The following is a 23,562-nucleotide window of genomic DNA, read 5'->3' as shown; positions in this document are numbered from 1 at the left end:
GTCCGTCGCACTACTTTAGGTTATCAGACGACATGTCAGAGCGCCACATGCCGCCAAAAAAAGAGCGCCGCCTCAACCTGGGTTGAGGCGGCGCCTTCGCTCAGTGAAGAGCTAGTCGTGCAGACCTGGGATCTTACAGCTTGGTCGAGTGACCATCGTTGAAGATCAGGTATTCGATGTTGCTGATCTGGGTCACCTGGCCGTTGCTGAAGTTGACGTCCAGAGAACCGTCCTTGCCGGCGGTGATGCCGGTCACGTCGGTCGAAGAGTGATCCAGGAAGGTCAGGGAGTCCTTGTTGCCAGCACCACCGTCGATGGTGTCGCTGCTGTTGAGGTTGGACAGGTAGAAGTAATCCTGACCGGAGCCGCCGACCATCGAGGCCGTGCCGGTGGCGGAGCCAACGAACGAGTCCTTGCCGTCGCCGCCGATCAGTGTCTGGTTGCCCGAGCCAGCGACCAGCGTATCGTTGCCGGAGCCGCCATACAGCGTGTCGTTGCCGGCACCGCCGTAGAGCGAGTCGTTGCCGTCACCGCCATAGAGCGAGGTCGCATGCGACGCATCGCTGCCCGAGTAGAGCACGTCCTTGCCGGCGCCGCCGTACTCGGCAACAGTGCCGGTACCGCCGACCAGCAGGTCGTTGCCGGCGCCGCCATACAGCGTGTCCGCACCCGCACCGCCATACAGCGAGTCGTTGCCTGCACCGCCGTCGAGCCTCGAGCCGTGCGAGGCATCCGAGTTCGAGTAGAGCGCGTCGTTGCCGGTACCGCCAGTGAGCAGGTTGTTGCCCGTACCGCCAACCAGCACGTCGTTGCCGCGACCGCCCTCCAGATCAGACGAGGTACCGCCGTAAAGCGTGTCGTTGCCGGAGCCGCCGAGCAGCGTGTCGGAGCCGGTGCCGACCAGCAGATCGTTGCCGGAGCCGCCATCCAGCGTGCTGTGGCCGGAGGCATTGTCGATCAGCACGTCGTTGCCGGAGCCCCCGCTGAGCGAGTCGTGACCCGCGCCACCGAAGATCGTGTCATTGCCGGCGCCGGCGAGAACCGTCGTATCACCGGTGTTGTTGATGAAGATCTGATCGTTGCCGTTGCCGGTCGCGACGAGCACCGGGGTGCTGCCGTTGACCGACAGCGTCACGTCGCTGTTGGTGGCCTCAATGATGGCCTTCAGGTTGGCGTCAGTGTTGACGGTGTTATTGGCGTTGGTTTCGATAAGAACATTGGCAGATGGATCCGGGTTGGAGATGCCCGCACCCACCTGCACCGGGACCGCCGTTCCGTCATCCGGGTTGGTGTAGCCGATGCCCGAGTTGATCAGATAGTTGAAGATCTGTTGCTGGGTCGCGTGATCGATCGTGGAGTTGATCGCATGTTTCAGGTCAGTCTGGTCGAGATTGTAAGTCGCCATCGATGTAGCCCCTGCTTGGGATACGAGGATCAAGCCGCTGGCCCACACCTAAGCTGTTGATTCACAACTCGATTGTTGCGACGCAGCTCAAATGTGGACACACGTTACGAACTTGTTAAGTCCATTGTTAAGTCCGCAATGCGAGAGTGTCAATCAGCAATGCGCCATTAACGCCTGGTTCCACGTGATTTATGTGAGACTTAGCGCCATTTCTCACGTGCGCTAACATTCAGCGCAGGCAAATCCCGAATGTTAGCCGCGACGCAAAAAAGGGTAGTGATTATACGGGGTTTCATTGCCCCGCGAGACCGCGCAAAAGCCCGGAATTTCGCTGCTGCTGCGTGTGCTTTGACGCGATTTTCTGCTCTGAAAAAATATTTCTGCGCCGCGTGAGAGTTTTTCAAAAAAAGCGTCAAACTTCACAACCGGCCGTCAGCCCGATCAGTGTTATGGCTGGCTGTGGTTGCAATCCGTGAGCTCCAGGCACGCCAAAACCGGGGAATCGATCGCAGAATCGAGGTCACCCGACCGCCCGGTCGGAGCCGGTGGCGTCGGACAAGGCGCCTGATATAACAGATTAACATCAGATTTGCCGCAATCCGTTAGGGATGGGTACGGGGAAACCGGCAAGGCGGCGCCCGATCGAGGCGGAACAAACCGCCTGCATCGATCATCCCGCGGCAGCACGCGCGTAGACGGCCTCAAGCAGCCGGAGATTCTCATCCGGCGCGTAGCGCGCGAGATAGGCGGCCCGTGCGGCCTGTCCCCACGCCGTCGCGCAATCAGGCGTGCCCAGCAGGTCGGAAATCCGGTTTCTCAGCGCGACGGCGTCGCCCGGCGGCGCCAGCGCTCCGGTCTTGCCGGCGCTCACCGCCTCGGCCAGCCCGCCGATCTCGGACGCGATCACCGGCGTGCCCCGTGCGAAGGCCTCGACCACGACCATGGGAAATCCTTCGTACCATAGCGACGGCACGACCAATGCCCGGGCATTGGCCATCTCCCAAAGCACCTCCGCGCGCGAACGCGCACCAAGGAAGGTGACATTGCCGGTCGCCCGCGCCGCGAGCGCAGCGCGTTCCGGCCCCTCGCCCACGATCCGCAACGGCACGCCGCTCCCCGCAACGGCGTCGAGCAGCACGCCGACGCCCTTCTCGCGGCTCAGCCGTCCGACATAAAGCAGCCCGGCGCGCGGCATGGCTGGATCAGGCGCCCCCGGATCGGCCATGAAGTTCGGCTTCACGTCGATCCGGCCTGCGTCGAAGCCCGCCTGCACGAACAGGGTGCGGGCAAACTGCGTCAGCGCGATCAGACGCAGGCCGGGCCGCGTCCAGGTGCCGCGGCGCCGGTGCTGCGCGATCATGTAGGCCGAGGCCAGCGAGCCCGGAATCGACCCGCGGTAGCAGCGATGCGCAACGCCCCAGAGATGGCCGCGGTCCAGGCATTTGTGGCAGATGCGCCCGTCGCGCAGCAGCATGCCGCCGGTGCAGATGGCACGATAATTGTGCAGCGTCACCACCGCGGGCACGCGCTTTTCCCGGCAGACGTCGAACACGGCGGGCGAGAGCAGCGGGAAAAAATTGTGAACGTGCACGACGTCGGGGCGGAAGCGGTCGATTGCCTTCGCCATGACCTGTTTTCCCCGCGCATTGTCGGCGATCGACAGCGTCGTCGCGATCCGCGCGGCGAGCGAGTTGATCGCCTCGTTGCTGACCGTAAGCGTTTCAACGCTGTGTCCTGCGCCGCGCAACAGGTCCACTTCCGCATCGAACACGACGTCCTCGCCGCCGCGTCCCTGATACTCGTTGTGCGCAACCAGGATCTTCATGACCGACGCACCGGATCGGGAAACCAGCGCAGCTCAGTCACCAGATCCTGGCCGGTCGCGAGCGTACCGGAGCCGATCAGCGTGGTCGCCGGCACCTTGAGATCGAAGGACGGCGAATACCAGCCGGCCGGCGTGGCTTCGTCGCCGCGATACGATATCCAGTCGAGCGCCGTCGGCAGCTCGAGCTCGCCGCGGCCGCCCGGCCACGCAAGCTGCGCCGTGCGGCCCTCGAGCTTGCATTCGACCTCGGGACCGAGATGCCAGCTGAGGCTCGCCGGCACCGCGAGCCCTTCGTCGGCAAGCACAATATCCGTGACGACGAGCCGCGCCGCCCGACGCTGCAATTGCACCGAGCGGCGATGCACGAGACCGGCTTCGTCATGGTATCCCGAATGCTCCGCGGCCCAGCCTGCGTCCGCATCAGCATCGTCCAGGCCGCTTGCTGCGATCAGCCGGCCCCGCGCATGCCGCGTCCAGAGGAACGGCCCACCGGACACCGACTGATCGCGCGCGAACAGGCAGAGCGTGTTGTGCGCCAGTGTGGAGCGGAAATAGGCACGCCATCGCGAATCGCCGTGGTAGCAATAGGTGCCGGGGTCGGCGAGGATCTCGACCCCGCCGATCCTGCATTCGAGCGACAGCGCATCCGCATGGGCATGCGCCGCAATGCGGCCGAAGCCATGCGGGCCGTGATCGCAGCGGCACCACACCGCGTTGTCTTGATCGACGAGAAACGTCTGTCCCGCCGCATCAAGCAAATGCGGGCGGCGCGCAGGCCGCGCCGCGATCGCACGCGCCTTGACGCCGTCGGTCAGAAGGAACGTGCGCAGATCGCCCTCCGGCAATCCGGGCCACCATGGCAGATCGCCGAACAGGCGCGCGCCGCTGGCGAGCAGACCGAGCCAGCGATTGCCGGCGTGATCGTCGAGCAACAGGCCGATGCCGTCGTCACCGTCGCCCTGACGCGGCGGATGCGCGCGATCGTCCAGCATCGCGGCGATGACGTCGCTCATGCGGCACATCGTGGTCCAGACCGCATCGCCAAGCGGATGTCCCGACGACTCGCCCTGCACCGCCGCGGCAAGCAGGAGTTCGAGGACAAAGCCGTGATAATCGGTCGCGAGCTCGCCGTTGCTGCCGCAGGCGAGGGTTTGCGCAACGGCTTCGTGTGTCAGCGTGCCGGCGGATTGCTCGCGCCATCGCGCGCTGTCGCGGAACAGCGGAAACACACAGGCCGCCACGAACTGCCCGGCAGCCTCCGCGATGACGTGGTTGTTGGCGGAAGAGCCGCGGCTCGGGAACTGCGACAACCAGTATTGATGCGCGTAGAGCTGCGTCACGAACAGGTCGTTGTCCTCGAACAACGCGGGCGCGCCGGGCCAGTTCTGCAACAGCTGGCGCACCCAGGCCCACGAGATCAGCCGCACGCCAAGCTCGATACCGCTGATCCAGTGCGGGCCGCGAGGAAACGGATTTTCACGCCACCAGCTCACCAGATGCTCGGCCACGCGCCCAGCATAGCGCTCGTCCGAGGTCAGGTAGTACGCGGCAGCCAGCACCGTGAGATGGTGGTGACGAGACGCCTCCCAGATGTATTTGATGTTTCCGACCGCAGCTTCGTCGCGATAGGAAACTGCAAACGAATACATGTCCGCGGGCGCCCGCTTGCCGCTGCGGACATCGACGAACCAGTCGGGCCGTTCGCCGAGCGCTCCATGATTCCTGGCAAAGATCCGCCACTGGCCGGCGAGAATCCGCTCCGCGCTCTGGACCAGGCGCTCGGCGGCTTGTCGCGGTGCGCACGCCGGCGACGGCAACGGCTTCAGCCGCGGCTGCCGCGGGCGAGGAGCGAGCCTTGCGCTGGCGTGTCGCGCGATATCGGGCGGCGTGATGCGCCAGAGCAGGCGCAGCACCTGATCGTTCACCCGTCCGGCAAGCTCGGACGGCTCCATGCGCTGCAGGCGGCGCAGATACCAGGCCGGGTTCATCTCGACGCAATCGAGGCACGCGCGACACCCTGCCCTGTCGCGCTGATCGTCAGATCGACCGGCATCCCGGCAGCCGCGCTCTCCTGCACCGCGAGCGTCGCGCGGGTGGTCGCGAGCAGCGATTCCAGCGCGATCGGCATCGCGGCCCCTGATGCGATGGCCCCAATGAAGGCATCCAGCATCGGCCGCTGCCCCTTGTCGAGCCGCGCTGTCTTCGCCGTACGCTGTCCGGCCTGCCAGACCTCGAAGCCGGAGAAATTGTCGAAAGCGGCAAAGCCTGTGCTCGCCGATATTTCGAGCGCTTCCTTCGGCACCCGCGGATCGCCGCCGGTGAGATAGCTGAGGCTCGCGACCGACCCGTCGGCAAAATCGAAAGTGGCGACGAGATTGTCGACATCCCTGCCCGCGGCACTCGCCGCAACGCGCACCGGCAAGGCGCCGAGCCACCATGACAACACGTCGATGAAATGGCCGCCCTCGCCGACGAAGCGACTGCCTTCGGTCTCGGCCTGCAGATACCAGGATGACTTCTCCAGCGGGCCGGCGATGACGCGATATTGCAGCGTCTGCGGCCCGGCGGGCGCGAACGCCGCGCGCATGCCCAATAGCAGCGGCGAGAACCGGCGATTGAAGCCCACCATCAGCCTGTTGTTGCCGGTCTCGCGGATTACCTGCTCCAGGTGATCGAGCGAGCCGGTGTCGATCGCCAGCGGCTTTTCGACGAACACCGCCTTGCCGGCGCGCAACGCTTGCGCCGCGAGGTCGGCATGGGACGCGTGACGCGTCGCGATCAGCACGACGTCGATGTCGTCCGCCGCGAGCAGCGAGGCCGCATCCGTCGAGGCGCGCGCGAAGCCGAACTTGCGCACCGCGGTGGCGCCGCTGAGACCGGTATTGGTCACGACCTCGACGAGATCGACGCGCGCGTTGTTCGCAAGCTGCGGCAACAACATGCTGGAGGCATAATTGCCCGCGCCGATGACACCGAGCCGCACCCGGCCGCTGCGCAGGGCAACGGCCGGACGATAGCTCATCTGCATCGCGCGCGGGGCAGCGTCCGGATAGGCGAACACCATGCCAAGTCCGACCTCGCCCCGGCTCATGCGCTCGAACGCCGAGGTCGCCTGCTCCAGCGGCACCACTTCGGAAATCAGCGAGGAGAAGTCGAGCCGCCCGTCGGCAAGCAGCGCGACGATCGCCTCCATGTTGCGCTTCTCGGTCCAGCGCACATGGCCGATCGGATAATCGATGCCGCCCTCCTCGTAGAGCGGATCGTAGCGGCCGGGGCCGTAGGAGCGCGAGAAGCGAACGTCGAGCTCCTTGTCGTAGAACTCGTTCCACGGCAGGTTCAGCGTGCATTTGCCGATATCGACGATGCGGCCACGGTCGCGCAGCAGTGCTGCCGAACGCGAGGCGAGATCCGGATCGTCGCTGCCTGCCGTGATGAACACGCAATCGACGCCGTTTCCCGCGGTCAGCTGGTCGATCCGCGCACGAAACTCGGCCGCGGTATCGTCCGATGCGACTGCGCAGACCGCAGCGCCCGCCGCCTCCGCCTGACGACAGCGCACCTCCAGCCGGTCGAGCCCTGTGACCACGACACCGGCGCTGCGCAGCAGGCGCACCATGATCTGGCCGATCAGGCCGAGGCCGATCACGCAGGCGGTCTCGCCGAAACGGATTTCGGACTGGCGCATCGCCTGCAGTGCGATCGAGGCGATCGTGGCGAAGGCGGCCTGGTCGAGCGCAGCGCTGTCCGGAACCGGCACGCAGAGGTTCACCGGCACCCAATTGTATTCAGCATGGGTTGCATATTGATTGCCGCCGCAGCACACCCGCTGCCCGACCGAGAAGCCGCCGACGCCCTCGCCGACCTCCACGACGGTACCCGATAGCGAATAACCGAGCGGCGTGTAGGAATCGAGGCGGTTCATCACCTTCTGATAGGTCGCAACCAGTCCCTGCTGGCGGACCGAGCGCATCACCTTGGCCACCTGATCGGGTCGCGCGCGCGCCTTGCCGAGCAGCGACAGGCGGCCTTCAGTGAACTTCATCATCTCGGTGCCGGTCGAGACTGCCGAGAACGCCGTACGAACCAGGACCCCGCCGGGGCGGCAGCGCGGCGCCGGCACGTCGATCAGCTTGAGTTCACCGCTCTTATAGTTCTGCGCGATCTGCTTCACAGTCGGTCAATCGCCTCAAATTAACAGAGTCCTTGTATCGCGCCTGCGGCCCGCAATGAAGCCGGGAACGTCATCAAAGTTATCTCATCGCCTGCGCGTTAACATTCTTATCATTCGAGCAGCAGAACCGGTTTAGGCGAGATTTCGACCTCGCCATTGGCGACGGACCCTTCGCCACCGTCGAGGCCCTGGAAACGGCTGAAACGCGGGTCGACCCGCTGAACGGACCGCCCCTTGGTGGTCCAGAGGATCAAGCCGTTGCGGCCATCCGGCATGCGAAGCTCGACGCGCCAGGTCGACGGCGACGTCCTGGCTGCGCTCACGACGCTCGCGCCGACCAACCATGACTGGATCGTGCGGTATGCCACTCCGCTCGGAAGCAGCCCGCGCGCCGGGTCCCATAATTTTCCAAAGTCGCTGCCGCCGCCGGCGAACTCATACCAATAGAACCGGTCGACGCCGCTGATCCATTTCAGGATGTAGGCACGCGCCAGGCACCCGTCCGGATTGTCCTCATAGGACGACCAGCCGGCCTCGGTGTCCCAGATCGGCCGTGCGGCAAGATCGTGCGCGGCGAGAATCTGCCTGAACCGCGCGATGATTCCGAGCACGGCTTCAGGTTCGCTGGTGTAGCCATGGAAAGCGAACACGTCGGCATATTGCCCGCCGCCTTGCGCCATGAAGGCCTTTTGCCAGCGATACCCGTCAGGCGTGCCATTGGACGGCGGCGTCAGCACGGTCAGGCCGGGATCGCTGGCCTTGATGATCTCATAGGCCCGCTTCTGCATCTGGACCATGGTCGCGATATCGCCCGAGTAGTATTTGGGATCCTCGGGCTCATTCCAGATTTCCCAGTATTTGATGCGGCCGGCGGCACGCGTGACGGCGGCGCGCACCCATTCATCCCATGATGCGAGGTCGGCAGGCGGCGAACTTGCGCCGGGCGCGAACGCCGGCGGCGCGTCTTTCACCGAGGCGGCCCATCGCGGCGTGTAGGCGAGATTGAGCACGATCTCGACATGCTCGCGCTCCGCCGCCGCAAGAATGGCGTCGAAGCGCGCCCAATTGAAGATGCCGGGCGCTGGATTGATCTGCGCCCAGTAGATCGCGCCCCACAGCCGGACGCCGTCGAATTTCAGCTCGGGCCAGGGTTGCGACTGCCCGATCGCGTTGATCGTCATGCCGAAAAGTGACGGCGGGATCACCGCATTCACGCGGCTCACAGTGAGCGCATCGTTTGACGCCGCGCCACTCCATTGCAGCGGCCATTTGTGGGCCAGCGGCAGCAGCGTGCTCAAAACCAGTGCAATCAACGCCCTTTGACCCCAATCCCTCACCGTCGCCTTGCCTGCCATGTCGTTGTCTCGTCGCCGTCACATCGGTGCCGGGATTGCTAAGTGCAAGCCGCGCATGTTAATGCCGATGTTAGTCGGATTGTGATGTTGTTAGGTCAATGGTATAGATCACCGCAGATGTCGAGAGCTGAACCATCACCGCGGCGGATCCTGATCATCGTCGAGAACCTTCCGGTTCCTTTCGATCGCAGGGTGTGGTGCGAGGCAACGTCGCTGCGCAGGGCAGGCTATGAAGTTTCGGTGATCTGCCCGAAAGGGCGCGGTCATGACGAGGCTTACGAATACCTCGAGGGCATTCACATCTACCGCCATCCGATGCCGGTGGAGGCGCGCGGGATCGCCGCCTATCTCATCGAATACCCGGTCGCACTGTTCTGGGAGATGCTGCTCGCGATCAAGGTGGCGTGGAAGCACGGCTTCGACGTGATTCAGGGCTGCAATCCGCCGGACCTGATCTTCCTGATCGGCCTGTTGTTCAAGCTCGGCGGCAAGCGCTTCGTGTTCGATCATCACGACGTCAATCCCGAGCTTTATGAAGCGAAATTCGGCCGCAGGGACTTTTTCTGGCACCTGCTGCGGCTGGTCGAATATCTCACCTTCAAGACCGCAAGCATCTCGATCGCGACCAACGAATCCTATCGCGAGATCGCGATCACGCGCGGCCGGATGCCGGCCAATCGCGTCTTCGTGGTGCGCTCCGGGCCCAATCTCGACCGCGTGCGCTCCCGTCCGGCCGATCCGGCCTGGCGCCGCGGCCGGCGCTACAGCGTCGGCTATGTCGGCGTCATCGGCCAGTCCGAAGGCATCGATCTGCTGCTGCAGTCGATCGGCCATATCGTGCACGACCTCGGACGCACCGACATCCAGTTCAACATCGCCGGCACCGGGCCGGAGTGGAATGCGGTCGTCAAGCTCTGCGAGGAGATGCGGCTCTCCGACTACGTGAACTTCACCGGCGCCATCGCCGATGACGCGTTGTTCACGATGCTCTCGACCGCCGACGTCTGCGTCAATCCGGATCGCGTCACGCCGATGAACGACATCTCCACCATGAACAAGATCATGGAGTATATGGCGCTCGCACGGCCGATCGTTCAGTTCGACGTCCGCGAAGGCCGTCGCTCGGCGCTCGACGCCTCGCTCTATGCCGCGAAGAACGACCCGCAGGATTTCGCCGGCAAGATCGTCACGCTGATCGATGACCCCTCGCTGCGCGACTCGATGGGCGCATTTGGCCGCAGCCGCGTCGAGCGGGCGTTGTCCTGGACGCATGAGGAGCCGAAGCTGCTCGCGGCCTATGAGGCTCTGTTCGCCAGGAAGGCCCCCAGGCAGAGCCGCGCACCTCGCGCGAACGCGAGCAGCGAGCGGCCGACTTCACAGGCCTCTGGCGCCGTCAACGCCAATGCAGCCGCCGGGCGGGCATCGCGTTGAACGCCCTGCCGCCTTACTCCCGCCAAGCACGCCGTGGCCGCGGCGGCGCGCACGCCGCCGAATTGTTGAAGGTCGAAGCATGAACGTCAGCATTTTCGGCCTCGGCTATGTCGGAACGGTCTGCGCCGCCTGCTTCACCGAGCTCGGCCACCAGATCATCGGCGTCGACAAGAGCGTGGCGAAGGTCGATCTGATCCGCGAGGGCCGATCGCCGGTGATCGAGCCGGGCATCTCGGACAAAGTGGCGCGCGCCGTTGCAACCGGTCAATTGATAGCGACCACCGACGCCACCGAGGCGATCGTCAACAGCGACATCTCGATGGTCTGCGTCGGCACGCCCTCGTCCGGCAATGGCAACCTCGACCTGACGGCGATCCGACAGGTCGCGATCGAGATCGGCCGCGGTTTGCGCGCCAAGAACGCGCCGCACACCGTGACGATCCGCTCCACCGTGCTGCCCGGCACCACCCGCGGCACCGTCGGGCCGCTGATCGAGGAAGCCTCCGGCAACAAGATCGGGCGGGATTTCGATCTCGCCTTCAATCCCGAATTCCTGCGCGAAGGCTCGGCGATTGCCGATTTCAATGCGCCGTCGAAGACCGTGGTCGGCGCCTTCAACCAGGAGACCGCCGACCGCGTCATGGCGCTCTACAAGGATCTGCCGGGCGCCAAGATCACGCCGCCGGTCGAGACCGCTGAGCTCGTCAAATATGTCGACAACAGCTGGCATGCGCTGAAGGTCAGCTTCGCCAACGAGATCGGCACGATCGCGAAGACGCTGGGTATCGACGGCCGCGACGTCATGAACATCTTCATGCAGGACACAAGGCTCAACATCTCGCCGGCTTACTTACGGCCTGGTTTTGCCTTCGGCGGCTCCTGCCTGCCCAAGGACGTCAAGGCGTTGAAGCATCTGGCGCACAGCCGCGGGCTGTCGACGCCGGTGCTCGAAAGCATCCTGCCGAGCAACGACATGATCATGTCGCGCGGCGCCGACTGGATCCTGTCGCATGACGGCCGCCGCATCGCTTTCCTCGGGATCAGCTTCAAGGCCGGCACCGACGATGTGCGCGACAGCCCGTTCGTCGAACTGGTCAAGAGCCTGCGCGGCGAGCAACGCGAGATCCGGATCTACGACCCCAATGTGCGGCTGTCGCAGCTGATCGGCGCCAACCGGGACTTCCTGATGCGCAACCCGGACCTGGTCGGCCTGCTGCATGATGATGTGGCGGAGACGATCGAATGGGCCGACATCATCGTGCTGACGACATCAGATCCGCGCTTCGTCGCGGCGCTGAAGGCAAGCCGCCCCGACCAGACCGTGCTCGAACTATCGGACATCGGACTGCCCGATGAAGTCAGCGCCAGAGTGAGCGGCTTCCATTGGTAGGGATCACCATGGCCACCATGGCCGAGACCCGCGACCGACCCGAAATCCGTTTTCACGACGAGATTTCGTCGGAGTGGGAGACGCTGCATCGGAGCCGCACCTTCAAGGCGCGCACCGCTGCGATGTTCGGTCTGCTCGGAGACGCGGACCTTGTTGGCCAGCGCTGGCTGGATGCAGGTTGCGGCACCGGAACGCTCTCCCGCCTGCTCGCCGCGCGCGGCTGCGCCGTCACCGGCGTCGACGCCTCGCATGAAATGATTGCGGCAGCACGCGATCGCCCGGTCGACGGCCTGCTGGCCGAACGGCTGACGTTCCGGCAGATCCCGACCATCGCGAGCCTGCCGTTTGCCGATCGTTCGTTCGACGGCGTGCTCTGCGCGAGCGTGCTGGAATATGTCCCCGACGTGGCGCAGTGCCTCGCCCAGATCCATCGCGTGCTCAGGCCCGGCGGACTGCTCTTGGTCTCGATCCCCAATCGCGGGTCACTGCTGCGCCGGAGCTACCGGCTCGCGCACGCCGCCTCGTCGCGGGTGTCTTCGCGACCGCTGTACCGCTACCTCGCCTTTTCCAAATTCGAGGCTTCGCCGGCCGCCATGCAAGACTTGCTGCGGCGACACGGTCTCATGATGCTGGCTACCGGCTTTGCCGGCTCTCCGCTGCCGCCGGCGCTGGATCGCCGGGCGACAATCGGCACGCTGATCAATATCCTGGCGCGCCGCGACGACTGACGCGCCGGGCAGACGTCCGCCTCAAGCCTTGATCGCCATCAGCGACTTGGTCATGCCGAGATATCGTTCGCGATAAATCCTGGCATCCGGAAACGTTTCCGTCATCTCGCGCCAGTCGAACAGATGCCAATCGGGCGCGGTCCGCTTGAACCAGAAGCGGTTGAACAGTTCGATCAGCGAGATCTGCAGCCGCCTCGGCAACAGCACGATGATTCCGGGCAGGCAGGTATGGCTCTCGATCGGGAAGTAGCGGTACGGCGTTTGCACGTAGAAGGACTTTGCGACCCGCGAAATCTCACCCGCAAAGCGGTTCTGGTGCTCGCGCGCGATGTTTAGGAATGCCGTGTCGCTCGCGATCGTCACGACGTCCTGCTTCGGACCCGTGACATGTTCGATCACCGACGAGCAGAAGCAGAAATCGAACGCATGATCGTCGAACGGCAGGCGCTCGGTCTCCTGCAGCAGCACGGTCTTGAAGCCGAAGCGCTCGCGTGCCGTCTTCAGATCGTCGGTTGAGATGTCGCAGACCGTGATGTCGGTATGAAACGGCAGGATCGCGCGGATGTGCCGGCCAGTGCCGCCGCCGAGATCGAGGATCTTCGCGTTGAGCGGGATATTCACGGTGCGGACGAGGAACTCGCCGCGCCGCTGCCGTGCCGCACTGGAAAATCGCGCCTGGATTGCGCCCAGCACTGTCAGTCTCCTGCTACTTGATGGCCTCGAAGAAGATCGACTCGTCCGGCCGGTTGTCGAGCCGGTCGATGTCGGGACAGACCCCCTCCCGATACGCCCGCGTATGGGTCTCTGAGCATCCCGCGTCGCGGAACAGCGCCGCGAGCGAGGCACGGGTATAGCCCCAGTGATGTGCGAAGGCGGCTTCCTTGCGGCGTTCGATCTCGAACACGCCCTTGAGGAAGGCCTGCGGCGCGGCCGGATCGTAGAGGGCGACGATCCGTTCCATGTCCGGGACGACAATACGGCACACCCCGCCCGGTGCCAGCACCCGGGCAATCTCGCGCGCCAGCCGCCCGACCTCGTCAGGGAACAGATGCTCGAAGACGTGCGCGCTGAACACCGCCGAGAGGCTGCCATCGGCGAACGGCAGCGGCTTGGTCAGGTCCATGTAGCGGAGCCGGGCAAACCTGCCGTTGCGGTGCTCGGCATAGCGGGCATTGCTCAGCAGGCCCGCGAGATGCAACGCTTTGGCCGCGAACGGCAGCCGCGCAATCCACAGGTGCATCGTGATGTCGGTGTTGATCCAGCCGTCGATGCCGCAATTGAAGGCGCCGATGTGCAGCCTCGGGAGCGAACCGCGCGCGTGGTCAGTCATGCCTGCCCCCGCGCCCGATTGGTCAACACGACGGTGATCACCGACGCCGCACTGGAGGCCACCATCGCCGCAACCGCGCCCATCACCTGCCAGGCCTGCGCCGCGAACGGCAGCACGCAGCACAGCGCGACGAGGCCGGCGATCCGGCTCAGCATGAAGCGCTGCGGCTTGCCGGTCGCGAACAGCGGCAGCGCGAGGCCGAGCCACACGGCGTCAAGCGCCATCGCCGCGCCCATCAGGGCGAGGCTGCCGGTGCCGATCTCGTAGGTCTGTCCATGGATGACGAGCGCAAGAATGCGCTGGCCGAACAGCACGACCACCGCGCCATAGGCGGCGGCGACCGACCCGAGCAGCAGGGCGTTTTCGCGCGCCGCCGCAGTGACCGCGCCGCGCCTGCCGGCGCGCAGCCCGGCCGCGATCTCCGGCAGGCGGACCGAGAACATCGTCGCGCAGAACTGGCTCAGCGGTGCAAACAGCAGGAGCAGGATCCGCAGCGATGCGCTCGCGTCGAGCCCGATCAGGACGCCACACACCGGGATCAGCCCGATGCTGCCGATCCAGTAAGTGAGCGAGGTCGCGACGAACCAGCGGCCGTTCCTGAACAGCCGCCGCAGCGAGCCGCGGAAAATTCTGGCGCGCGGTCGGGCCAGCTCGCCGGTGTGGGCCAGCAACAGACTCGCGGCGGCCGCCGCCGAGATCGCGATGCACGCCATCGCCGCCGCAGCGCCGGTCAGCTTGAGCACGATCATCAACCCGGCCGAGGCGACGAGTGCCACGCAATAGGTCAGCGAGGACGTCACCGCGCGCGGCAGCCGCCCGTCGAGATAGCAGATGCGGCGGAACATGCTTTGCAGCCGAACGGCGGGGATCGCGAGCCCGGTTGCGATCACGAGCCCGCCCGTGTTGTCGCCGGCCGCAATGATCACGAGGCCGGCAATCGCCAGCAGCAGGCCAAACCCGGCCGCGACGGCGAGCGACGACAGATAGAGGCCGAGCCGCAGCTGCGGCCAGCGCGATTTCGGGATGCGATGCGCGGTCGCCGGCAGACCGTCATCAAACAGGCCGCGCAGAAACACCGCCTCGATCAGGATCGAGACCGACCAGGCGACGCTGAACTGGCCAAACGACTTGATATCGAGCACGTTGGCCAGCACGATCGTCAGCACGAAGGCGGAGCCGCTGAGCAAGGCCTGATCGATCAGGCCGAGCGCAACATTGCCGCCGGCGCGGCGCAGCCGGCGAAGCGCTCCGCCCACGGCAACGGCGACCCGGGTCTGGGCCGCCATTCGGTCGAGCCTTTCAGTCAACGCACTCACGCCTCACTCACACGCAATCTGGCGAACGCCCGCCGCGGCGCTGCTTGCAGCCGGGCCTCCGGGCCGAAATAGCACCAGAACACCAGCACGCAGCCGAAGTAATTGTGCAGCAGCTGGCTCGAATCGTTGGCCGACGCGATCACGACGAACAGCAGCATCGCAAACGGCGCCAGCCAGTACATCCCTTTCCGCTCGAACGTGAAGACGATGGTGTTCCACAACGCGCGCGCCAGCAGCAGGATATAGAGCGCACCGCCGAGCAGACCGAACTGGAGGAAGGCGTCGAGATAGGAATTCTCGAATGAGCCGAACTCGGTATTCCAGGGCGCCATGCTCGTCAGCTCGTTCGCCGGCGAGTTCGGCAGCTCGTTGAAGAACCCCGAGAAGCCGTAGCCGAGCCATGGGTGCTGCCAGAAGAAGTACGGCCAGACCGACCAGAGGAACGAGCGGCCGGTCAGGTTTCCGCTGCGGCCGACCAGCCCGTACAACTCATCGCTCGGCACGGCGAACACGACCAGCGCAACAAAGGCGAGGCAAAGCCAGTAGATCGAGGCCGCACCCCTGTGTCCGAGCACCACCAGCAGCAGCCCGAAGGTCACGGCAAGCGCCGTCAGCATGCTGATCAGCGGTCCCGCGGCGCCCGCCGCGGCGAGCGCGAAGAGATGACATCCCATCAAGAGCAGCGACCAGCCGAACTGCTTGCGCGGCCCCGCCAGCATGCGCACGAAACAGATCAGCACCATCAAGCCGAAGAAGGCGCCGGCCAGATTCTTGTGGCCGAACACGCCGGCATAGGCCTGGGTGCCCAGCACCGTCGGCCGATGCAGCGGGTCATAGTCCCACTGCGAGCCGATCACCGGAAACAGCAGGACATGAACGATCAGCACCGCGATCCCGATCCGGAACAGGGTGTCGACGAGACGGTCGACGGGGCAGCTGATCACGACCCACGCCGAGAACAGCGTGGTCAGCAGATACATCGCGAACTTGACCGACGCGCCGGCGGGGTCGGCGCTCAGCGCCAGCGAGACCAGCGCAAAGGCAACGAACGTCAGATAGAGCTGCGATTGCAGCATCAGCAGGCCGAAGCGCTTCCGGTCTACCGCGATGTGCAGCATCAGCAGGATGTAGAGCAGCAGCCACGCAACACGGAACAGCGTGGACTCCCCGGCCCGTTCCGCGAACGAGATGCCTTCCACGAAATTGAACAGGAAATAGATGCAGCCGAGCACCATCACCAGATAGGCGTGCAGGAAGAGATCGGTTCGAAACCACCACCGGCCGATCATTGAACGGCCTCCCGCCGGGCTGGCGCCCTCGCGAGATGATCGACCGCGGCCTTGAAGCGTCCTGCGGCGTCGGCAAGCGCTTCCCGTCGTACGCTCTTCCGGGCCTGCTGCGACATCACCTCCCAGCGCGCGGGATCCTCGAGCAGGCCGCGCGCCGTGTCGACCCACTCCCGCTCATCAAGCGCGCAAACGTGGCCGCTTATGCGGTCGCGCACCAACTCGCCGCCCGCTCCGACATGCGGCGACACCAGGCACGGAACGCCGCACTGCATCGCCTCGTTGCACACCAGCCCCCACGGCTCCAGCAACGAGGGCAGCAGCAACAGCCGGGATTGCAGAAAGACTTCCGATATCGCCTGCCACGGCACATGGCTGTCGTGGCTGACATCGATGCCGGCGTCACCGAGCCGCGCCAGCATGCGCGCCTCTGCGGCGCCGGACCCGACCACCCGGACTTTCAGGCCAGGGAGGACACGGCCCAGCGCGATGGCGACGTTCTCGAAGAATATTGCATTCTTGGCGCCGTCATTGATGCGGGCGCACCAGAGCAGGTGAAATGGACGATCATGGAAGCATGGCACCGACGGCGGCGGATCCCACGCCGGCACCAGCGGCACCACGAACAGATCGTCGTCAGCAACGCCCTCGGCACGGAAGTACGCCCTGCCTTTGTCGCTGCAGCATACGACCGCCGCACACTGGCGCAGCAGCCACGGCCGCGCCAGGCGATGATAGGCGGTATCGGGCATCGTCTCGCGCCAGCCGTCGATCGTCAGCGCGAGCGCCTTGCCGTTGGCCCGCGCCCACGCCGCGCCCGCCAGCATCGAGGGGAAAAGCCCGTTGACGAACAGCAGGTCGGGCGCGAGCGCGTTCAAGGCGCGGCCGATGCCGATATTGAGATGGGTGTGACGCGACCGCGACAGTGGGATCGAGACACCGGACACCGTGCGCGTCAGGTAGCGCGGCGTGAACGTTCCCGCCCAGGCGCGATCGGCCTCCTGCGCAGTGCAGGACAGCACCGCGAGATCCAGCCCACGATCGACCAACTCGTTGTAGAGCCGGTTGGTGTAGGGAGTGATCATGTTGTTGAAGACGACCACGCGCGGAGCCATGGCTTATCGATCCCGTGGCGGCGCCTGCGCCTCGCCACGCCGGCAGAGCGCCCCGCAATGATAGGTCGCAAGCCGGGTGGCGAACGCCGGGCTGACCGACAGCAGCGACTTCCGCACAATGCTCTTTGCGAGCCCCCTCACCCGTGACGAATGAAATTCGTGCACCGGCAGGCTGTGGTCGTAGGTGCCGAAGCCGGCGACATGGAGTCCCGCGGTCTCCAGCACCAGGCGGAACGTGTCGGGCGTGTAGAAATTGATATGGCCGATGTCGAGCGTCGATTGCAATGCGCGGCGATTGGTCCGCGCGTGCAGTTCGCAGGGTACCTCGACATAGATGAAGCTCCGCGCAACCCGGGCGAGCTCCCGCAGCAATGCGCGCGGCTCGGGCACGTGCTCCAGCACATGGCTGGCATAGACGAGGTCGAACGATCCGTCAGCGAACGGGATCGTCGCACCGTCATAGCTCGACCAGCGGAACGGCGCCGCTGCAGCGCCATCGATCTCCAGGTTGGTCGCGGGATCGATGACGTCGATGCCGGTGAAGTAGCGGCCGATGCCGATCGCGGACAGCCGCGCCAGCACGGCGCCGGTGCCGCAGCCGACCTCGAGCACATTGCCGACGCTGGCGGCGGCGGCTCTGAGCAGGCCGGCGATATGATCGGCCTTGTCGACCGCGCAGACGCGGCGCCAGTCGCGCTCCTGCGCCGAATAGACGCCTTCGTAATGCGCGTTGTGTTGACCGACGCTGAATTCCATCGTCATGGCCTGGCCCTCGCCTCCGGCGGAGTTCGGGCGAGCTCGTCGATGCGGTCGTTCGATTTGCGCTCCGGATTGCGTGGCTCCATCGGCGCGCGGCGATCGAGGTCGTATCCGATGTCGGCCATGGTCCGGGTCAGGATGTCGACGTTCCGTTGCGGGACAGCTGCCAGGCCGGCTAGCAGCCTGTCCCGGTGCGCCCAGCCCGGTCCTTTCAACAGATCGATCGCCTCGGTGTACAATTCGGTCTTCACGAGGCGCGCGAACTCGGCGATCACCGCGTCCGACAGGTCGGGCGGCAGCGCATCGAGCATGGCGAGCGCCATGGCGCTGCGCTTGACGACGATCCAGCCCTCATTGGGTCCGAGCCGATACGACATCCGCAACAGGTCGAAATTGGCATCGCTCAAACCTTGCCTGATGTTGCGAAGCCAGAACAGCACGACCCAGAGGTAAGGATCGGCCGGTGCGCAGCCGAGCGATTTGCGGACCGTTGCGTCGAGCTCGCCCATCCTTGCGTCCACCTGATCGCCCGATGCGAGTGCGTTCTCGGCGAGCCGAAGCCGGATCACCGCCGCGCTGCGATCGATCGCCGGCATGCAATCCTTATCCCCAGCCACGCGCGACAATAGCGGACCGAGGTCACCGAGCTCGGCATCGCTGACCGGCACGTTGCGCAGGATCAGGTCCCTCGCGCCGTCGAGCCGGACCTGGTCGACAAAGACCGGCAACGTGGTCGCGCCCCAGGCAACCGAGGAGCATGCGGCCGCGGCCAGGAAGCCGCGCGCCAGCCAGGCGGCGGCGCGCCGCGGCATCTCGCCTCGCGTCTCACTCGGTGTAGCCATATCGTCCATAATGCGAGTTGTAATAGTAGTTCTTGCCGCCATAGCCGCTGTAGCGGCTCATCGCGGCGATATCGGCCTTGTTGAGCACGACGCCGAGCAGGTTCTCGTTGACCGCCCGCGCACTGCGCAGCGCGCGCTCGACCACCTGCACCTGGGTCTTGCCCCACTCCACGATGAAGACGAAGGAATCGACGAAGTGCGCGGTGATGCGGACATCGACCACCGGCGTGAGCGGGGGGAAATCGACGATCACGTAATCATAATGGCCGCGGACGGCGTCGATGAAATCCTTCATCTGGTCGGAGGCCAGCACCTCATGCGAATGCGCGATGCGCGAGCGCGTGGCGCCCGGCAGGAAGGCAAGGCCAGTCTCCGGATCGCGCCACAGCGTGTCCTGCAAGGTCGCATTGTTCGACAGTACGTCGAGAATCCCGCGCTCGGCGTTGGCGGCGATCTTGCGGCTGAGCGAGGGATTGCGCAGGTCGCAATCGACCAGCAGCACGCGCGACCCGCTCTGGGCGACCAGTTGCGCGAACACGAAAGCCAGCGTCGACTTGCCCTCGTTGGGCAGCGCTGAGGTCAGGCCAAGGATCTTCGACGGCTTGGTGACATTGAGGTCGGCATTGACCTTGATCGAGCGGATCGCTTCCGAGAAGCGCGAGAACGGCGCATCGATCGCCGCCCACAGCACCGGCTCGTCGCCGCGCCGGATCGTGCGCGGACCGACCGGCAGGTTGGGACGGCCGGCTGCCGGTGCCTTGAGCTGGCCCGGCGAGACGCGGGGAACGATCGCGACACAGTCGGCGTCGAGGATCGTCTCGACCATTTCAGCGGTACGGAACACCCGGTCATAAAGGTCGCGCAACACGCCGAGCCCGAGCCCGGCGATCAGACCGCCCAGCGCCGAGAGCGCCAGCACAACCAGGGTCTGCGGGTGGCTCTTGCCGAGCGGACGCGAGGCGCGGGTGATCACCCGCGCCTCGCTGACCGGAAACGACTGCTGCTGCACGTTTTCCATGTAGCGTTGCAGGAAATTGTCGTAGAGCGAGCGATAGGTCTGCGCCGAGCTCTCAAGCTCGCGCAGCGTGACCTGCGCCTGGTTGGTGGATTGCGATTGCGACACCGAATCGTTCACGGCGCGCTCGATCTCGTTCTGGCGCTGCAGGGCGATCGCATAGTCGCTCTTGTAGCTCTCGGCGAGCCGCTTCAATTCGTCGATGATTGACGACTGGATCTCGCGCATCTGGTTGCGCAGATTGACGGCGGCAAGATGATTGTAGCCATAGCGCGACGACCAGTCGGCCTCGCGATTGGCCAGCTCGAGATATTGCGAGCGCAGCTTGGTGATGACCTGGTTGTTCAGGGTATCGGCAACCGTCGCGTCGGGGACGCCGCTCTTCACCACTGCCTCAATGCGGTCGAGCTTGGCCTTGGCGTCGGTGACCTGAGACTTCACATGGACCAGCTGCGTGTTGAGCTCGCCGAGCTGTTGCTCATTGAGCAGCTTGCCGCTGGAGGTGACGATGTTATTGGTCTTCTTGTAGTCGAGCACTGCGCGCTCGGCGTTGGAGGCCTGCGTGCGCAGCTCCTTGATGCGGTCCTGCAGCCAGGCGCTGGCGCGGCGCGTCGCCTGGTATTTGGAGTCGAGCTGATCGACGATATAGGCGTCAGCCACGGCGTTGGCGATCTGCGCCGCCCGCTCCGGATCGAGCGAGCGGAAGCTGACCTCGATCACATAGGTCATGCCGCGGCGGCGGACATCGAGCTGCTTCTGAAAGGTGCGCACCGCACGCCGGGTCCGGTCGAATTCGTTGGGCGGCGCACTGCCGGCAAACAGGCCGGACACGAAATCCAGCACCGCTCCCGCCGCGCCGGCCCTGGAGCCGATGAATTCCGGATCCTCGTTGAGCTTGAGGTCGCGGATCACCGCGAGCGCGACGTTCTCCGACTTCAGGATTTCGACCTGGCTCTCGACCGCGGAGGAATCCACCGGAACGTCATTCGCCGGCGATTGCTGCTGGAAGGCCTGGAATTTGCGCGTGTCGATGATCATCGTGGCAAGCGCGGTATAGCTCGGCGCCGCCGTCATCAGGTAGCAGATGCCGCCGAACAAGCAGAGCCCGGCCGTGCCGAGGATCACCCAATATTGCCGGAGCAGATAGGTGACGAAGGCGTCGAAGGTTTCCGCCAGCGACGGCAGCTCGGCCGGCCGATTTCTCAGATCGACTGACGGCGGAATCTGGTTGCGCTGAAGCATCTCGTCCTATCGCCGCGCCGGCAGGTTGGTGCCTGCCCGCGCGCCCTCCAATGGCATCGGGTAGCCTCCCGCCGCCGACATCGAAGTGCATCGCTGCAGAGAGTTCTCCATCGGCGATCGGAAGCCCGCTCAGGGAGTGACGGTTGAGATCAGCGTGGTGCCGGTCGGCCCGTTGCCGGACGACGAGACCGACGATGTGAAACTGAAAATGCCGGTATTCACGCTATTGCCGCCGATCGCCTCGAGCGCGCTGCCTCCCGCGCCGTTAGCGCCAAGCGCGCTGGTCTGGCCGCCGGATGCACCAGCGCTGCCCGCGCCGCCGGCGCCGGTCGCAGCGGTGCCGGTATCTCCCGACGCTGCGGCAAATGCCATCACCGTGTCGAGGTCCTTGGTGTCGGCGATCGCCTGCTGGATACGCGTCGCATAGGTTTGGTTGCTGCGCACCACGATACGCGCGGCCTGGGCGAGACCGGCGGCGATCGCCGTCTTCTGGTCCTTGCTTGCCTTGGCAAGCAGCGCAATCAGGGGATCAAGCGCCGTCGGATCGCTGAGAGCGAAGTCGCGCGCCCGCGAGGTCAATTCCACGCCCGCGTTCGGAAATTGGGTCAGCAACTGCTCTGGATTGGCCTTGAAATTCGTCACCGCCTGGGGGAGCTGGATCAGCCCGCCAGGCGTTTGTCCGATCACGGCGCCGCCCGGCGCCGCGAGTGCCAACATCACCAAGACCGCAAGGCGCGGAGCGGAAAAACCGCCGGATCGCTCAAATGTGAACACCTCTATCTCCCTAACGAATACTAACAGTTCGTTAGCATAGTCAGAGTTATCGCGCCAATTAAAACCCCTGCCCGGCCGCGGCCCGCGCGCCGCGCGAATAATCAACGTTAACCGGCCGCCCCGGCTGTAACACCGGCGTCACGGACGCCGCCGCCCCTGCCGGAACGGAAGGATTGCGACAACCCGGCCCCGAGCAAGGCAGCGATAACAACGGCGTAGCCCGTGATCTGGAGCGAGAAATCGATCATCGAATGCAGCGTGCCGGCACCCGACGCGCAGAGCGCCACGAGCGGGACGATGACGTCGCGACGCCGGGTCCGCACCCCATGCGCGAGCACGCCGAAGGCCGCGAGCAGCGCGATCATGGCGGCGCCGGCCATTAACATTCCGCCGTCAGACGCCAGCTCGAGCCAGCTGTTGTGCGCCCGGTTCCAGGTCCCGCGCAGCGAAATGTCGTCGGTGCGATAGGCCGGATAGACCCATTCGAAGGACCCGATACCATCGCCCAGCCAGGGATGATCCCAGATCATCCGCAACGTCGCGCGATAGGTCGAGAACCGTCCCTCATCCGACAGGCCCATCGTGCTGAAGCGTGCGCCGACGCCGCCGCCGAGCAGTTGCAGCAGGGCGAGTGCGACCAGGCTGCCGATGCCGAGCGCCGCGATCAGGCCGTAGCGGCGCGGCATCCGCTTGCGAAACAGGATCGCGGCCGCGACGACCGCGGCGAGCAGCGAGATCCCGACCCCGCCGCGCGATCCGGTCAGGAACATCGCGAGCAGACAAGTGAGCCAGCCGAACGCAAGGCCGGCAAGCCGGCGCCGTGCCGGCATGTCGAGCCGGGCGAACAGCCGTGACAGGCCGGATCGGTGCGACGGCCAATGCCGCTCGATCAGCTCGCAGCCGAACAACAGCCAGATCAGTGCGCAGCAGCCATAATAAATGCCCGCCGTGTTGCGGTTGACGAAGGGAGAGGTCAGCCACTCCAGATGCGCCTGCTTCTCGTGCAGCAAATAGATCCGGGTCGGATCGATCGCGAACGTGACAATGCCGCAGATCGCATAGGCGAGGCCCGCGAGCGCCACTGCCCGCAATAACCCGCGCGCCAACATGCGATTGGCGCCGAGCACGACGCCGATCGCAAAGGCGAGCAGACAGACGATCGCAACGCCGGCGGAATAGAACGGCAGATTGGTTGCGATCGTCACGACGGGCGGCAGAACGGCGGGCAGCAATTTTCCCGCCTCCGCCCACAGCGCGTTCGGCGCCGCGCCGAGCCACGGCCGCAGCGCCGATTGCTCGTGCAGCACCAGCACGGCGAGCGCCGTCAAGAGCGCCGTCACTGCGAGGATCGCGAGCTGGCTGCCACGCAGACGCACCGGCAGCACGCCGAGCAGCGCGATCCCGAGCAGGATCGACCAGATCGCGGGCGCAACGGCGCCGACCGAACCGAGCGGCAACGGCGCCAGCGCAACGACGGCGCAGAACAGCCACGATGACCAGCGCACCGGCCACGGCAATGCCGTCGCCTCGCCCGAGCCGGAAGGTGATCTTAGACGTGTCATGAAGCCGGCCGAGCCG

General features: G+C 65.3%; 18 protein-coding genes. 3 read left to right on the top strand and 15 right to left on the bottom strand.

Going from position 1 to position 23,562, the window contains the following annotated elements:
• Window positions 1-133: 133 nt before the first annotated feature.
• The 5 genes from CK489_RS22275 to CK489_RS22255 all read right to left on the bottom strand — a co-directional run bounded on the left by CK489_RS22275 (window position 134) and on the right by CK489_RS22255 (window position 8,756).
• Entirely contained in the window at window positions 134-1,405 is a 1,272-nt protein-coding gene (locus CK489_RS22275; protein ID WP_095733812.1) for a calcium-binding protein, read from the bottom strand.
• 670 nt (window positions 1,406-2,075) lie between these two features.
• Entirely contained in the window at window positions 2,076-3,230 is a 1,155-nt protein-coding gene (locus CK489_RS22270; protein ID WP_095733811.1) for a glycosyltransferase, read from the bottom strand.
• Window positions 3,227-5,218 (bottom strand): heparinase II/III family protein, encoded by a 1,992-nt coding sequence (locus CK489_RS22265; protein ID WP_095733810.1) that lies wholly within the window; start codon window positions 5,216-5,218, stop codon window positions 3,227-3,229. The genes CK489_RS22270 and CK489_RS22265 overlap by 4 nt, the downstream gene beginning before the upstream one ends.
• Window positions 5,215-7,401, bottom strand: a complete 2,187-nt coding sequence (locus CK489_RS22260) for a bi-domain-containing oxidoreductase (protein ID WP_095733809.1) — start codon at window positions 7,399-7,401, stop codon at window positions 5,215-5,217. Before CK489_RS22260 ends, CK489_RS22265 begins: the two co-directional genes overlap by 4 nt.
• 110 nt (window positions 7,402-7,511) lie before the next feature.
• On the bottom strand, window positions 7,512-8,756 hold the full coding sequence (locus CK489_RS22255; protein ID WP_245350468.1) for a glycosyl hydrolase: 1,245 nt from the start codon (window positions 8,754-8,756) through the stop codon (window positions 7,512-7,514).
• Between the two features lie 117 nt (window positions 8,757-8,873).
• Between CK489_RS22255 and CK489_RS22250 the strand changes: the two genes are divergently transcribed.
• The 3 genes from CK489_RS22250 to CK489_RS22240 all read left to right on the top strand — a co-directional run bounded on the left by CK489_RS22250 (window position 8,874) and on the right by CK489_RS22240 (window position 12,305).
• The gene (locus tag CK489_RS22250) at window positions 8,874-10,187 is read left to right on the top strand and encodes a glycosyltransferase family 4 protein (protein ID WP_095733807.1); all 1,314 of its coding nucleotides are present in this window, start codon (window positions 8,874-8,876) and stop codon (window positions 10,185-10,187) included.
• Window positions 10,188-10,266: 79 nt separating this feature from the next.
• A complete protein-coding gene (locus tag CK489_RS22245; protein ID WP_050626308.1) occupies window positions 10,267-11,577 on the top strand; it encodes a nucleotide sugar dehydrogenase in 1,311 nt (436 codons plus the stop codon).
• 8 nt (window positions 11,578-11,585) lie between these two features.
• Window positions 11,586-12,305 carry a class I SAM-dependent methyltransferase gene (locus tag CK489_RS22240; RefSeq protein WP_095733806.1) on the top strand — a complete coding sequence of 240 codons (720 nt, stop codon included), beginning with the start codon at window positions 11,586-11,588 and terminating at the stop codon, window positions 12,303-12,305.
• A gap of 21 nt (window positions 12,306-12,326) precedes the next feature.
• Here CK489_RS22240 and CK489_RS22235 read toward each other — a convergent pair whose 3' ends face one another.
• The 10 genes from CK489_RS22235 to CK489_RS22190 form a co-directional block, all read right to left on the bottom strand.
• Window positions 12,327-12,998 carry a class I SAM-dependent methyltransferase gene (locus tag CK489_RS22235; protein WP_095733805.1) on the bottom strand — a complete coding sequence of 224 codons (672 nt, stop codon included), beginning with the start codon at window positions 12,996-12,998 and terminating at the stop codon, window positions 12,327-12,329.
• 13 nt (window positions 12,999-13,011) lie between these two features.
• Entirely contained in the window at window positions 13,012-13,635 is a 624-nt protein-coding gene (locus CK489_RS22230; protein WP_050626305.1) for a class I SAM-dependent methyltransferase, read from the bottom strand.
• Complete coding sequence (locus tag CK489_RS22225) at window positions 13,632-14,951, bottom strand: MATE family efflux transporter (RefSeq protein ID WP_095733804.1); 1,320 nt, start codon at window positions 14,949-14,951, stop codon at window positions 13,632-13,634. The genes CK489_RS22230 and CK489_RS22225 overlap by 4 nt, the downstream gene beginning before the upstream one ends.
• On the bottom strand, window positions 14,948-16,240 hold the full coding sequence (locus CK489_RS22220; protein WP_095733803.1) for an O-antigen ligase family protein: 1,293 nt from the start codon (window positions 16,238-16,240) through the stop codon (window positions 14,948-14,950). Before CK489_RS22220 ends, CK489_RS22225 begins: the two co-directional genes overlap by 4 nt.
• The gene (locus CK489_RS22215) at window positions 16,237-17,352 is read right to left on the bottom strand and encodes a glycosyltransferase family 4 protein (protein WP_095733802.1); all 1,116 of its coding nucleotides are present in this window, start codon (window positions 17,350-17,352) and stop codon (window positions 16,237-16,239) included. Before CK489_RS22215 ends, CK489_RS22220 begins: the two co-directional genes overlap by 4 nt.
• 3 nt (window positions 17,353-17,355) lie before the next feature.
• The gene (locus CK489_RS22210) at window positions 17,356-18,114 is read right to left on the bottom strand and encodes a class I SAM-dependent methyltransferase (RefSeq protein ID WP_095733801.1); all 759 of its coding nucleotides are present in this window, start codon (window positions 18,112-18,114) and stop codon (window positions 17,356-17,358) included.
• A complete protein-coding gene (locus CK489_RS22205) occupies window positions 18,111-18,953 on the bottom strand; it encodes a hypothetical protein (RefSeq protein WP_245350467.1) in 843 nt (280 codons plus the stop codon). The genes CK489_RS22210 and CK489_RS22205 overlap by 4 nt, the downstream gene beginning before the upstream one ends.
• Window positions 18,937-21,210, bottom strand: a complete 2,274-nt coding sequence (locus CK489_RS22200; protein WP_198960996.1) for a polysaccharide biosynthesis tyrosine autokinase — start codon at window positions 21,208-21,210, stop codon at window positions 18,937-18,939. Before CK489_RS22200 ends, CK489_RS22205 begins: the two co-directional genes overlap by 17 nt.
• A gap of 129 nt (window positions 21,211-21,339) precedes the next feature.
• Window positions 21,340-22,089: a hypothetical protein gene (locus CK489_RS22195; RefSeq protein ID WP_244485925.1), complete on the bottom strand. Its 750-nt coding sequence runs from the start codon at window positions 22,087-22,089 to the stop codon at window positions 21,340-21,342.
• A 2-nt stretch (window positions 22,090-22,091) separates the two neighbouring features.
• A complete protein-coding gene (locus CK489_RS22190) occupies window positions 22,092-23,546 on the bottom strand; it encodes an O-antigen ligase family protein (protein ID WP_095733799.1) in 1,455 nt (484 codons plus the stop codon).
• Between the last annotated feature and the right edge of the window lie 16 nt (window positions 23,547-23,562).

The sequence above is a fragment of the Bradyrhizobium sp. UFLA03-84 genome, from assembly GCF_002289535.1.
In the GTDB taxonomy this organism is placed as follows: Bacteria; Pseudomonadota; Alphaproteobacteria; order Rhizobiales; family Xanthobacteraceae; genus Bradyrhizobium; species Bradyrhizobium viridifuturi.
The sequence above is the reverse complement of the archived record's forward strand: the minus strand, read 5'-3'. Positions and strand labels throughout refer to the sequence as shown.

What these genes read in the sequence shown, in the direction of transcription:
- CK489_RS22275 (WP_095733812.1), bottom strand. Translation starts at nt 1,405, where the DNA reads ATGGCGACTTACAATCTCGACCAGACTGACCTGAAACATGCGATCAAC.
- CK489_RS22270 (WP_095733811.1), bottom strand. Translation starts at nt 3,230, where the DNA reads ATGAAGATCCTGGTTGCGCACAACGAGTATCAGGGACGCGGCGGCGAG.
- CK489_RS22265 (WP_095733810.1), bottom strand. Translation starts at nt 5,218, where the DNA reads ATGAACCCGGCCTGGTATCTGCGCCGCCTGCAGCGCATGGAGCCGTCC.
- CK489_RS22255 (WP_245350468.1), bottom strand. Translation starts at nt 8,756, where the DNA reads ATGGCAGGCAAGGCGACGGTGAGGGATTGGGGTCAAAGGGCGTTGATT.
- CK489_RS22250 (WP_095733807.1), top strand. Translation starts at nt 8,874, where the DNA reads ATGTCGAGAGCTGAACCATCACCGCGGCGGATCCTGATCATCGTCGAG.
- CK489_RS22245 (WP_050626308.1), top strand. Translation starts at nt 10,267, where the DNA reads ATGAACGTCAGCATTTTCGGCCTCGGCTATGTCGGAACGGTCTGCGCC.
- CK489_RS22240 (WP_095733806.1), top strand. Translation starts at nt 11,586, where the DNA reads ATGGCCACCATGGCCGAGACCCGCGACCGACCCGAAATCCGTTTTCAC.
- CK489_RS22230 (WP_050626305.1), bottom strand. Translation starts at nt 13,635, where the DNA reads ATGACTGACCACGCGCGCGGTTCGCTCCCGAGGCTGCACATCGGCGCC.
- CK489_RS22220 (WP_095733803.1), bottom strand. Translation starts at nt 16,240, where the DNA reads ATGATCGGCCGGTGGTGGTTTCGAACCGATCTCTTCCTGCACGCCTAT.
- CK489_RS22215 (WP_095733802.1), bottom strand. Translation starts at nt 17,352, where the DNA reads ATGGCTCCGCGCGTGGTCGTCTTCAACAACATGATCACTCCCTACACC.
- CK489_RS22210 (WP_095733801.1), bottom strand. Translation starts at nt 18,114, where the DNA reads ATGACGATGGAATTCAGCGTCGGTCAACACAACGCGCATTACGAAGGC.
- CK489_RS22205 (WP_245350467.1), bottom strand. Translation starts at nt 18,953, where the DNA reads ATGGCTACACCGAGTGAGACGCGAGGCGAGATGCCGCGGCGCGCCGCC.
- CK489_RS22200 (WP_198960996.1), bottom strand. Translation starts at nt 21,210, where the DNA reads ATGCTTCAGCGCAACCAGATTCCGCCGTCAGTCGATCTGAGAAATCGG.
- CK489_RS22190 (WP_095733799.1), bottom strand. Translation starts at nt 23,546, where the DNA reads ATGACACGTCTAAGATCACCTTCCGGCTCGGGCGAGGCGACGGCATTG.